Annotated in this window: 7 protein-coding genes; all 7 read right to left on the bottom strand. The window is 69.3% G+C overall.

Annotated features, from left to right (window positions below):
- Window positions 1-32: 32 nt before the first annotated feature.
- Window positions 33-1,472 (bottom strand): globin domain-containing protein, encoded by a 1,440-nt coding sequence (locus tag AMK29_RS16975; protein WP_443334068.1) that lies wholly within the window; start codon window positions 1,470-1,472, stop codon window positions 33-35.
- Window positions 1,473-1,852: 380 nt separating this feature from the next.
- The gene (locus AMK29_RS16970) at window positions 1,853-2,308 is read right to left on the bottom strand and encodes a hypothetical protein (protein ID WP_073813584.1); all 456 of its coding nucleotides are present in this window, start codon (window positions 2,306-2,308) and stop codon (window positions 1,853-1,855) included.
- Window positions 2,309-2,698: 390 nt separating this feature from the next.
- On the bottom strand, window positions 2,699-4,303 hold the full coding sequence (locus AMK29_RS16965; RefSeq protein WP_073813582.1) for a glycoside hydrolase family 13 protein: 1,605 nt from the start codon (window positions 4,301-4,303) through the stop codon (window positions 2,699-2,701).
- A gap of 122 nt (window positions 4,304-4,425) precedes the next feature.
- A complete protein-coding gene (locus AMK29_RS16960) occupies window positions 4,426-5,301 on the bottom strand; it encodes a carbohydrate ABC transporter permease (protein ID WP_073813580.1) in 876 nt (291 codons plus the stop codon).
- A 15-nt stretch (window positions 5,302-5,316) separates the two neighbouring features.
- Window positions 5,317-6,276 carry a carbohydrate ABC transporter permease gene (locus tag AMK29_RS16955; protein WP_073813578.1) on the bottom strand — a complete coding sequence of 320 codons (960 nt, stop codon included), beginning with the start codon at window positions 6,274-6,276 and terminating at the stop codon, window positions 5,317-5,319.
- 122 nt (window positions 6,277-6,398) lie between these two features.
- Window positions 6,399-7,817: an ABC transporter substrate-binding protein gene (locus AMK29_RS16950; RefSeq protein WP_073813576.1), complete on the bottom strand. Its 1,419-nt coding sequence runs from the start codon at window positions 7,815-7,817 to the stop codon at window positions 6,399-6,401.
- 266 nt (window positions 7,818-8,083) lie between these two features.
- Entirely contained in the window at window positions 8,084-12,373 is a 4,290-nt protein-coding gene (locus AMK29_RS16945) for a discoidin domain-containing protein (protein ID WP_073813574.1), read from the bottom strand.
- Window positions 12,374-12,418 lie beyond the last annotated feature (45 nt).

Genomic DNA, 12,418 nt, shown 5'->3' with positions numbered 1-12,418 from the left:
CCGCTGCTGTGCGGCCGTCTGTTCGTAAGTGCTCACGTCTTTGCGCCGACCAGTTCCTCGATGGAGTCGTGACGTATGCGGTGGGTGGGGATTCCCATGCCCACCAGGGAGTCGACGCTGCGGCGGATCATGCCGGGCGGACCCGACAGGTAGGCGTCGTAGGTGTCCCAGGGGCCGAACTCCCGCACGACCGCCGGGATGCCGCCGGACAGCAGGCCGACGGGACCGTCGTCCACGACCGGGCGGACCGAGAGCCATGGGTGCGACTGCTGGAGCCGCAGCATGGTGTCGATGTCGTACAGGTCGTCGTTCCGGCGGGCGCCGTAGAACACGTCGACGGTACGGCGCCGGCCGTGCTGGGCCACGTCCTCCACCAGGGCCTTGATGGGCGCGATGCCGGTGCCGCCCCCGAGGCAGAGCAGCCCGCTGTGGGTGGTGTGGTCCACCGTCATGGAGCCGGCGGGTGGACCGAGACGGATGACGTCTCCGGGGCGGGCGCGGTGGACGAGGGCGTTGGAGACCCAGCCCGCCGGCACGGCCTTGACGTGGAAGGAGAGCAGTCCGTCGGAGCGGGGGGCCGAGGCGAACGAGTAGTGCCGCCAGACACGTGGCCACCACGGCGTCTCCAGGGTGGTGTACTGCCCGGCGAGGAAGGGGTACGGCTGGTCGGGCCGGACCGTGACGACGGCGATGTCCCGGGTGCGCATCTCGTGGCCGACCACCTCCGCCTGCCACCAGGCGGGGGCGCGCAGCTCGTCCTCCGTCGCCGCGTCGATCATGATCTGGGAGATCGTGGTGTACGCGCCGACCCACGCCGCCTCGGTCCTCGGTCCCCAGGTGGACGGGGCGTAGCGGGTGAGGGCGCCGATCAGCGCCTCGCCGACGGCCGGGTAGTGCTCGGGAAGGGTGCCGTACTTCCGGTGGCCACGGCCGAGTTGGGTGAGGTACGTGGTCAGGGTGGCGGTGTCGTCGGCGTGGGTCGCCGCGGTGAGCAGCGCCTTGAACAGACGGTCGCGCTGGGTGTCCATCGCCGCGGGGAAGAGCGCCCGCAGGTCGGGGTGGCGCATGAAGAGAAGGGCGTAGAAATACGAGGTCACCTTGTCGGCGATGGGCTCGATCTCGGCCATGGTGCGGCGCAGGAGCGCGGCGTCGGACGTGTCCTCGGGCGCCGCGGGAACCTGAGGGTCCTCGGTGGGCCGTACGGCCCTGGGGCCGAAGGCGCGGAACTCCGGGCTCGCCGGCTGCCGTACCTCGGTCGCCTCCGCCGGACTCTGCCCGAACCAGGCTCCGCCGCCGGCTCCGACACCGGATCTGTCACCACCGACCGACGGGTTAGTCGGAACTTCCATCGGTCTGCCTCGCCTCGAACGTCTTCGATCGGTCTGCACACGCGGGATCCGCGCGGGCCCCGCCTCCGTCTGTCCGCGGAACTCGCGCCCATTCACCCCTGGCCCTGCGAACCCTGGTGGCATACGTCACCCGCGAGGCAGAGCGTTCACCTGAACGACTGAACGGGCCCGACCATACATCGCCTACGTGACTCCCCGGGGGACACCGCCTCCCCACCCGAGACGACCATGAACGGCCTGGTCAGGCGAGGGTTACCGGTGAGTTGAACCCCCGTGAGAGCCGCTCCTTCCGGGCCGGGGGGAAATTAACCGACCGAAAACTCACGCACTGATCAAGACTCCTCCACATCTCCCGTATGGAGTTCTCCCACTCACCCGTGCTACGCACGCCCCGAGTTCAGCGACGCCCCTCCCCCGGCGGAGGCCGGTGCCCCGCGTGGGGGCACCGGCCCGGGTTCATGTGATGGGGTGTTCCTTCGGGTGTCGGGACGCCGCATCCGTCGTCAGCGGCTCTTGACCATCGACACGGTGAAGCTGACCTTCTTGCCGTCGTGGTAGTCGGTGCTGTCCCATACCGACATGTGGGTCCTGTCCTGCAGTCTCAGGTGGAGCACCTCGTTCGCATTGTTCCAGTTGTAGTAGAAGAACCGGAAGTTCTTCGAGTCACCGGATCTCAGCGTCTTGGTTCCCCACGGGCAGTCGCGACTCGAGTCGTGTTCGCAGGTGGACCAGGCTTTGGCGTACTGGGTGCAGTCCTCCCCGTACCAGACGTCGATGCGGCTCAGTCTGTCGTCGGACGAACGCCACGTCCCTGAGAACCCGCTTGCTACGCAGAGGGCGGACGCCTGGTTGGCCGAGGTGAGCGTGACGAGGGCCGAGAGGGAGAGGGTCAAGGCGGCCGTCAGGAACATGGCCAGCAGTTGGCGGAGCGGACGGCGGACCGTAGAGGCGTGTGTCATCGTGAACCTCCGGTGGTGGGTAACAGCGCGGGGCGATCCCGTGGTCACACGACACGTGCAGCTCGTCTTGCTGATGGGCTCCCTTACCGGTGCGGTCAGGGTGTCGAAGAGCATCCGCACGGACGGCAGCGCAGGCGGTCGCTTCGACCGGCAGTCCCGTGCAGCCGGACGACATCGGAGTCCCTCACGGTCTCGACGACGTCTTGATCCGCCGTGTACTGCATACTCGGGCCTGCACTCTTACCATGTGCCCCCTACCTCTTCCAGCCCAGCACTCCTGGATCCGGCTCGCAAGTCGAGGTGCCGACGGGTCACCAGGTGGACGGCGCCGGGGGTGCGGGTCCCCTCACTAGGGGTCCCGCACCGGGCCTCCGCCGTGGGGCGGTGTCGTCAGGTACGCAGCCAGACGGCGGTGTCCGGGGGGAGCGTGCCGTCCGCCGGCAGCTCGTCGCTGGCCAACAGGACCTCGCGGTGCGGCGCGAGGGGCACGGAGCCGCCGGAGAGGTTGACGGCGCAGAGGAGATGCTCCGTGCGGGCGAAGGTCAGGACGCCCTCCGGCGACGGCAGCCATCGCAGGGGGCCGTCGCCGAATCCGGTCTCGCCGCGGCGCAGGTCCAGCGCCGTGCGGTAGAGGCTGAGCATCGAGCGGGGATCGGTGGCCTGCCGGTCGACGGCGTAGCGTGCCCAGTCGGCGGGCTGGGGCAGCCACGGGTCCGTCCCGGTGCCGAAGCCGTACGAGGGGGCGTCGGCCTCCCAGGGCAGGGGTACGCGGCAGCCGTCGCGGCCGGGGTCCGTGCCGCCGGAGCGGGCGTGCATGGGGTCCTGGATCCGGTGCGGGGGGATGTCGGCCTCGGGCAGGCCGAGTTCCTCGCCCTGGTACAGGTAGACCGAGCCGGGCAGGGCCAGGGTGAGCAGGGCGGCCGCGCGGGCCCGGCGTGTGCCGAGCTCCAGGTCGGTGGGGGTGCCGAAGCGCTTCTTGGCGAAGTCGAAGCCGGTGTCCTCGCGGCCGTAGCGGGTCGCGGTGCGCGTCACGTCGTGGTTGCACAGGACCCAGGTGGCGGGGGCGCCGACGGGGGCGTGTTCGGCGAGGGTGTCGTCGATGGTGCGGCGCAGCCGGTCCGGCTCCCAGGGGCAGGCGAGGAAGTTGAAGTTGAACGCGGTGTGCAGCTCGTCGGGGCGCAGGTAGCGGGCGAAGCGCTCGGCGTCGGGCAGCCAGACCTCCCCGACGAAGACACCGCCGTACTCGTCCGCGATGGCCCGCCAGGAGCGGTAGATGTCGTGGATCTCGTCGAGGTCGATGTACGGGTGCGGGTCGACGCCCTCGACGAAGTCGCGGAGGTCGGAGTCCTTGGTGAGCAGGGCCGCGGAGTCGATCCGTACGCCGGCGACTCCTCGTTCGAACCAGAAGCGCAGGACGTCCTCGTGTTCGCGGCGGACGTCGGGGTGGGACCAGTTGAGGTCGGGCTGCTCGGGGGTGAAGAGGTGGAGGTACCACTCGCCGTCGGGGACGCGGGTCCAGGTGTTCCCGGAGAACTGCGACGGCCAGTCGTTGGGCGGGAGTTCGCCGTTCTCACCGCGGCCTGGCCGGAAGTGGAAGCGGGCGCGTTCCGGGCTGCCGGGGCCGGCGGCGAGCGCGGCCCGGAACCAGGCGTGCTGGTCGGAGACGTGGTTGGGGACGATGTCGACGATGGCCCGGATGCCGAGTGCGCGGGCCTCGGCGATCAGCTTCTCGGCCTCGGCGAGGGTGCCGAAGGCGGGGTCGATGGTGCGGTAGTCGGCGACGTCGTAGCCGCCGTCCACCAGCGGCGAGAGGTACCAGGGGGTGAACCAGACGGCGTCGACGCCGAGTTCGGCGAGGTAGAGCAGTCTCGCCCGGACGCCCGCGAGGTCCCCGGTGCCGTCGCCGTCGCCGTCGGCGAAACTGCGCGGATACACCTGGTAGATGACGGCGTCGCGCCACCAGTCGTCGGTGCGGGGCGGATGAGGGGCTGCCACGGGACGGTCCTTTCGGGCAGGGCGGTTCTTCGCCGCCGGCCCCTGATGGCGGGGCGGCGGTGGGGCCGGCGGCGAAGGCTTCGGGAGGTGCGGGCTCGTGGGCGGGCGGGGTTCGGGCGTGTTCAGCCCTTGAGCCCGCCGGCGGTGAGACCGCTCATGATGTTCCGCTGGAAGATCAGGAAGATCAGCAGCGTGGGAACGGAGGCGATGGTGAGGGCGGCGATCAGCACGTTCACCGGGACGCCGTTGGAGAGCGAGTAGATGCCCACGTTGAGGGTCTGCTTCGACGGGTCGGGCAGCGTGAGCATGGGCCAGAGGAAGTCCTTCCACACCCCGACGACCGCGAAGATCGACACGACGCCGAGGACGGGGCGGGAGATGGGCAGCACGATCGACCACAGGACCCGCACGGACGAGGCGCCGTCCATCGAGGCGGCGTCGAGCAGTTCCTTCGGGATGGAGTCGAAGAAGCGCTTCAGGAGGAAGATGTTGAAGGCGTTCGTGACGGCCGGCAGCCAGATCGCCCACGGCGTGTTGAGCAGGTTGCGCTCCACGACGGGCACGTCGAGGACGGTCAGGTACTGGGGGACGACGAGCACCGTCGCCGGGATCATCAGCGTGGCGAGCATCATGCCGAGGATCGCCTTGCCGAACAGGGGCCGCAGCTTCGAGAGCGAGTAGGCGGCCGCCACGTCGAGCACGAGCTGGAAGGCGAGGGCGCCGAAGGCGTAGTAGAGGGTGTTGAAGAGGAGGCCGGCGAGGTCCATGACCTCCCAGGCCCGGGTGTAGTTCGCGGGCTCGAACGATGCGGGCACCAGGGTCGGCGGGGTCTGGATGACCTCCTGGGCGTCCTTGAAGCCGCTGGACACGAGCCAGTAGAGGGGGCCGAGGAAGACGAGGGTGAACAGGACGACGACAGCGGCGAAGACGATCCGGTAGAGGACCTTGCCGCGGGGCCTCGCGAGGACGGCCGGCGAGATGAGCGTACGTGTGGACATGGCTGGTCTCCGGTCCTACTCGTCCTCGGCACGGCTGAGCTTGACGTACACCGCCGAGAATCCGGCGAGGAGTACGAGCAGGAGCAGGCCGAGCGCCGCCGCGGCACCGTAGTTGTTGAAGTTGAAGGCGTACTGGTAGATGAGGTAGACGACCGTGGTGGTCGACCCCTCGGGGCCGGCGCCGCCGGTGAGCAGGAACGGCTCGACGAAGACCTGCATCGTGGCGATGACCTGCATGAGTGCCATCAGCGAGAGGATGAGGCGGGTCTGCGGGATGGTGACGTGCCAGATCTTGCGCAGCAGTCCGGCGCCGTCGAGCTCGGCGGCCTCGTACAGTTCGCCGGGGATGGACTGGAGCGAGGCCAGGTAGATCAGGGTCGCACCGCCCATGTTCATCCAGGTCGACGCGATGACGACGGCGGGCATGGAGAGGTCCGGGTCCTGGAGCCACTGCTGTTCGGGCAGTCCGAGCGAGGTGAACAGCTCGTTGAGGAGGCCGTATCCGGGGTCGTACAGGTACTTGAAGAGGAGGACCGAGGCGACCGGCGGCAGCATGACGGGCAGGTAGACGAGCAGCCGCAGGTAGCCCTGGCCGTGGTGGAACTCGTTGATGACGATCGCGACGAGGAAGGGCACCGCGAAGCCGAGGACGAGGGCGAGCACCGTGAACAGGGCGGTGTTGCCCCAGGCCTGCCAGAAGGCGGGGTCGTCGACGACCGTGTCGAAGTTGTCGAGACCGACCCAGGTCGTGCGGCCGTCCTCGGTCTTCTGGAAGGCGAGGAGGAACTCCCGCAGCATGGGGTACCAGGAGAAGACGCCGAAGCACAGCACCGCGCCGATCAGGAAGCCGTGGGCGGTGAGGTTGCGCCGCAGGCTCCTGGCGAAGCGGCCGTCGGCCGGCGCGGGGACCGCCTCTGGTGGCGGGGAGGGGCGGGGGGCGTCCGCCTTGCTCGGGGTCAGACTGGGGGCCGACATCGTCTCTCCTCGGTACTGTCTGCCGGTTCTGGTGCCCGAGGATCTCGGGCGGTACGGGCGGGGCCGGTCGACGTGGACCGGTTCGCGGGTGGAGCGGGCACGCCCGCCCCACCCGCACCCGCTCACTGACTGGCGAGGACCTGGTCGACCTGCGCCTCGGCCGTGGAGAGGAGCTTGTCGATGTCGGCGTCCTCGTTGGTGAGGAGGCCTGACATGACGTTGTCGAGGACCTTGTAGACCTCCTGCGCCTTCGGCGGCTCCGCCTTGCCGGCGACCGGGTTGTCCATGAAGGCCTTGAAGTTGGCGACCGGCATGGTGGCGTGCTCGACGCGGGCGGCGTCGTCCTTGGTCTTGGACTCGTTCAGCCAGAAGTTCGGCTGCGGAATGCCCACCGGGAGCCCGTCGGCCTTGGTGCGGGCCCAGTCGAACTGACCCTTGCCGACGGTGAGGTTCTTGAACGTGAGCCAGGCGACGGCGGCCTTGATCTTGTCGCCGGAGATGCCCTTCTTGATCATGTAGTTGTTGCCGCCGGCCAGCGTGTTCTTGCCGCCGGGGATCGGGCCCATGCCGAAGTTCTCGTACCTGGCGCCGAGCTGCTGCACCATGTACGCGATGTCGTCGGGGGCGGCGAGGAACATGCCGAGCTTGTCGGTGGCTATCTGCTTCTGCAGGTCGCCCCACTTGAGCAGCTGGGTCTTGCCCATGGAGTCGTCCTCCCAGCGCATGGCGTGGAGGTTCCGCGCGACCTGCTTGCCGAGCTCGTTGTTGAACGCGGCCTTCGTACCGGACGCGTCCACGACGTCACCGCCGACGCTGTACATCTGCGCGGTGAAGTGCCAGCCGCCCGTGTTGCCGGCGCTGTACTCGCCGAAGCCGGAGACACCCTTGCCGAGACCGGCGATCTTCTTGGCGGCGGCACGCACCTCTTCCCAGGTGCGCGGCGGGGCGTCCGGGTTCAGGCCGGCGTCCTTGAAGAGCTTGCGGTTGATCAGCAGGCCCATCGTGTAGTTGCTGGTGGGCAGCCCGTAGAGCTTGCCGTCCTGCTTGAGGGAGCCGAGGACGTTCGGGTCGATGTCCTTGAGCGCGGGCACGGTCCTGTCGTTGACGTACGCGGTGATGTCCGCGGCCCCGTCGTTGTCGAGCACCTGCGGCAGGTCGGTGAAGTACGTGTAGAACACGTCCGGCTGCGACTTGGCCTTGAGCATCGCGGTGAAGCGCGGCGGCTCCAGGCACTGGCCCGGGGTGGAGCGGCCCTCGATGGTGACGTTCGGGTACGTCTTGTTGAACGCGGCGACGTCCTCCTTCCACTCCTTCAGCTCGGCCGCCTTCGCCGCGGGCGGCATGCAGTCGATCGTGAGCGTCACCTTGGTCTTCGGGTCAAGCGGGGCCGACGGGTCGGAGGAGCCGCTCTGCGGGGCCCCGTCCTTGCCGTCGTCGCTGCTGCTGCTCGTGCCGCACGCGGCGAGCGCGGTCAGCGAGAGTGCGGAGACGAGGGTGACTGCGGCGGCACGGCGGCTGCGGCGGAACCGGGCGCTTCTCATGGGTGGTCCCCTTCGGGCATGAACGTGGAGCGGCGTGAAGTGGAGGTCGCCCCATCGCCGTTGTGCGTGGTGGGGCGCGGCACACTCAATCACCGCAGGCAGGTGAACGCAAGATCTCGCGCTGATTTCGTAATTGCACGACAGTTGGACGTAACGCGTCCGTGATCGGCCGCACCGGATCGACAGACGCTGCGGTCGCCCTGGCAGCCCTCAAGGCCGGCGCGGGCCTCCGTGAGGCCCGCGCCGGCTGGTCGGCTCTTCCCGTGCTACGGGTTGATGTTGATCTTGAAGGTGGAGGTGTTGTTGCGGATGTCGACGGCGTTGCCGCTCATGCGCAGACCGTTGAAGGTGACCTCGCCGACGGCGGGGCCCTGGTTGTCCTCGGGCTTCTCGTTCGCCCAGAGGCCGAAGCCGGACTTGGCGTCCCAGGCGTCGCCGCTCTTGCGGGCTCCGGTGATGGAGATGTCGGTGAGGATGGTGTCCTTGATCGGGAACTGCGGTTGTCCGCCGACGTAGTTCGTCTGGAACATGATGCCGCTGTAGGTGGGTTCGACGATGTCGACGTGGTTCACCCTGATGCCCTGGAACACCTTGGAGGCGGAGAAGAGCCAGATGCCGGGGAAGGTCTGGTTGCCCCAGAAGTGGCCGCCGGCCCTGACGATCGAGATGTTCTCCAGGGTCGTCGGCTCGGTCCCGAAGCCGTTCATCGCGTAGCCGAAGTCCAGCGAGGAGATGGTGACGCCGGAGTAGACCAGGGTGTCGGCGATGTGGATGTTGCGGAAGGTGTTGTTGTAGCCGCCGTACACGGCCACGCCCGCCGCCCGCCAGGTCAGCGTCGACGTGAGGTTCTCGTAGACGTTGTTCTTCATGTCGGCGCCACCGGCGTCGATCGCGGAGAACAACGCGAAGCTGTCGTCACCGGTCGCCCGGGCGTCGTTGTTGACGACGTGGTTGTCCGTGGATCCGTTGGTCATGTTGATGCCGTCGGCGAACATGTTCCGGATGCGCGAGTTCTTGATCGTGATCCGGTCGGTGTTGGCTCCCCAGTAGAGGCACACCATGTGCTCGGTCCAGATGTCGTCGATCTGCATGTCGGTCACGTTGGCGAAGTCGAAGACCTTGCCGGGACCGTCGATGCGTGAGGTGTAGTTGCCGAAGAAGGCGAAGTTCCGGAAGGACGAGCCCTTGGCCGCCGCCTCGGCCCGGAAGCCGACGTCGGTGTTGTCCTGCGAGGCGGGCGCGTGGAACCTGGTGTACCAGGGCCCGGCCCCGAGGACCTGTACGGGCTTGCCGTAGACCTGGAACTTGCTCGACGTCTGGTAGTCGCCGGGCGGCAGGTAGACACCGGTCAGCCTGCCGGTGGAGTCCATCCGCACCCGGTCGAGCGCGTTCTGGACGTCCTGCTGGCCGAAGCCGGCCGGGACGGCGTAGGCGGCCGGGTCGGGGTTGGCGACCGGGGCGACCTGCTCCAGGTTGACGAAGTCGATCGCGTAGTTCGCGGCGGTGTTGGCGGCGTCCTTCTGGAGGCGGATCCTGCTGCCCGCCGGGACGGTCTCGCCGAGGAGCAGATGCGCCTCGTCGTAGATGTGGCGCGGCCCGCCGGCCGACGGGGAGTTCCCGGGACCGGTCTCGGCGCCGTACAGCCAGGCGTACTTCGACGTCAGCGGCATCGCCTTCTTCAGGACGCCGTCGACGTAGACGTTGAGGGTGGAGTCGGTGCCGCCGCCGCCCGGGGCGTCCGGGATGGAGAAGCGGGTGACCAGGGTGTTGGTCGAGGCGCGGGTGGTGAACTCGACGTACTCGCCGGTCGCGTCGAGGTTCACGGCCCTGCGGCCGGAGGCCTCGCCCGCGATGTCGCCGACGGTCCTGTTCGGGCCGAGAACCTGGGCGCCGCCACCGGCCGTGCCGTCCTCCGCCTCGTACATGGTGTACGGCATGTTCGCGCCGCGGCCGACGAAGAGCGGCTGGCTGGAGGTGTTGTTGGCCCGCTTGACCGGCAGTTCGGCGGCGTCGTCCGCGATCACGGTCCTGACGGTGTAGGAGCCGTTGACCGCGGCCCACGGGCCCAGGTTCACCTCGGCCGCCGATCCGGCCGCGATGCTCCCGCTGTGCGCACCGGTGAGTGTCTTGACGACTGCCCCCTTGGAGTCGACCAGGGTGAGGGTGACGTCGTGGCTGCCCGCCGCGCTCGCCTGGGTGCCCTGGTTCTTCACCGCGACCTTGAAGGTGACGGTGTCCCCGGCGGCGGGGCTGGACGGCGAGGTCGTCACCGACGCCGCCACCAGGTCGGAGCTGGAGACCGGCTTGACGACGAGGGCGCTCGGGCTGGTGTAGGTGTTGTTGGTCTCGTTCTGTTCGACGACGGCGTTCGTGTCGTCCGCGCCAGCGCTGAGCTGGTACGAGCCCGCGTCCCGCGCGCCGAGGGAGGCGGTGACCACGGTCTGCGCACCGGCGGCCAGGGCACCGACCTGGGCGGTGGCCACCTTGGAGCCGCCGAGGCGCAGCGCGACGACGCTGGCCGGCGCGGCGGCCGGGCCGCTGTTGCGGACGGTGGCGCCCACCGTGATCTGGTCCGACTCGACCGGGGCGGCCGGCGTCGTGGTCAGGCCGGTCACTTCCAGGTCCGGGTTGGGCGCGGGCACGCCGATGACCTGGAACTCCGCCAGCTGTCCGGCCGAGGAACCGGAGTTGGCGGTGAACCTCAGCTGTACGTCGGCGACGCGAGCGGTGACCGGCACGGTCACGGTGTTTCCGCCGGACGGGTCGAAGGTGTAGCTCCTGGCGGCGAGGAGGCTCGTGAATCCCGACGCGCTCTGCTCGCGCCCCAGGACCTCGATGGTCTGGTTCCGGGCGGCCCAGACGGTGGCCGGGTCGAGCTTGAGGACGAGCCGCTGGAGGTCGGCGTTGGAGCCGAGCCTGACGGTGAGGGTCTGGGGGTAGCTGCCGCCCGCGCCCTCCCAGTACGTGCTCGTGCTGTTGTCGTTGGCGTTCTCGGCGACGAAGCCGTGGACCGTGGAGGAGGCGCTGATCGCCTTGCCGACGGCCAGGTTGGAACCCGTGGAGCCGCTGCCGTTGCGGGTGACCGTGTTGCTGTTGCCCGACCGGTTGCCGGCCGCGTCCTTGGCGCGCACGTGGTACGTGACGGTGGCGGAGGCCGGCTGGGTGTCGGTGTAGGTGGTGACGTTGCCCGCGACGCTGCCCCGCAGCGCGTTGTCGGCGTAGATGTCGTAGCCGGTGACACCGGTGTCGTCCGTGGAGGCGGTCCAGGTCAGCCTCACCTGCCCGGAGGTCGGTTCGGTGAACGCCAGGTTCGCCGGCGCCGTCGGCGCCTGCGTGTCACCGGTGTCACCGCGCCGCGTCACGGTGTTGCTGTCGGCGGACCGGTTGCCGGCGGCGTCCTTGGCGCGGACGTGGTAGGTGACCGTCTGGTTCGCGGGGCGGTGGTCCGTGTACGTGGTGACGTCGCCCGCCACGCTGGTCAGCAGCGCGTTGTCGGCGTAGATGTCGTACCCGGTGACGGCGGTGTCGTCCGTCGAGGCGGTCCAGGTCAGCCTCACCTGCCCGGAGGTCGGCTCGGTGAACGCCAGGTTCGCCGGCGCCGTCGGCGCCTGGGTGTCGCCGGTGCCCGGTCCGTAGACCTCCAGTTCCGCTATCTGAGCGGCCGGCTGGACGCTGTTCACCGTGACCAGGACCCGGAGGTACCGGACGGTGGTCGCTCCGAACGGGATCGTCACCGTGTTCTGGGCGGACGGGAGGAAGTCGTACGCCTTCGAGGCGGTGAGGTCGGTGAAGTCCGTGCCGTTGTCGCTGCTCTGGATCTTCAGGGTCTGGCTGCGGGCGCCCCAGCCGTCGGGGAGCCGCAGGACGACCCGGTCGGCGCGGACGGAGGAGCCGAGGTCGGCCCGGAGCCACTGGGGCAGTTCGTTGTTCCGGCTCTCCCAGTAGCTCGCCTTGTTCCCGTCGTTGGCGTTGCCCGCCGCGTACACCTCGGTGTGGCTGCTCGCGGTCAGCGTCCTGCCGGCGGCGAGGTTGGCGGAGGTCCCGTCGGCGCCGTGCACTTCGAGTTCGGAGAGCTGGGCGGCCTGCCAGCCGGTGTTGGCGGTGATGTGGACGCGGACGAAGCGCGCCTGAGCGGCCGGGAAGCCGACGGTGACGGTGTTGCCGGCGCCGGGACTGAAGGAGTACGTGGCCGAGTTCTTGAGGGTGGTGAAGCTGGTGCCGTCGGCGCTGCCCTGGACCGAGAGCGTCTGGTTGCGGCTCTCCCAGCCCGCCGGGAGCTTCAGGACGACCTCGTCGATGCGGGTGCTCGTCCCGAGATCGGTCTGCACCCACTGCGGCAGGTTCGACCCGGAGCTCTGCCAGTACGTGCCCTGGTTGCCGTCGGTGATGTTCCCGGCGCCGTACTCCGGCAGCGCGCTGCCGGCCGCGGCGGGATCGCCCAGGGCGATGTTGGGGCCGCCCGCTGCCTGCGCGGTCATGAGGGGACCGCCCAGCGCCAGCAGACTCGTCGCGATCACGGCGCTCATGCTCCGCGATCTCCAGTTGTGCGTTCTCATGTCTCCTCGATCTGGCCAGGCGCCCAGGGGCTGCCCGGCGCGGCT

Source organism: Streptomyces sp. CB02261 (genome assembly GCF_001905665.1).
Taxonomy (GTDB): domain Bacteria; phylum Actinomycetota; class Actinomycetes; order Streptomycetales; family Streptomycetaceae; genus Streptomyces.
This window is presented reverse-complemented; position numbering and strand designations above follow the sequence as displayed.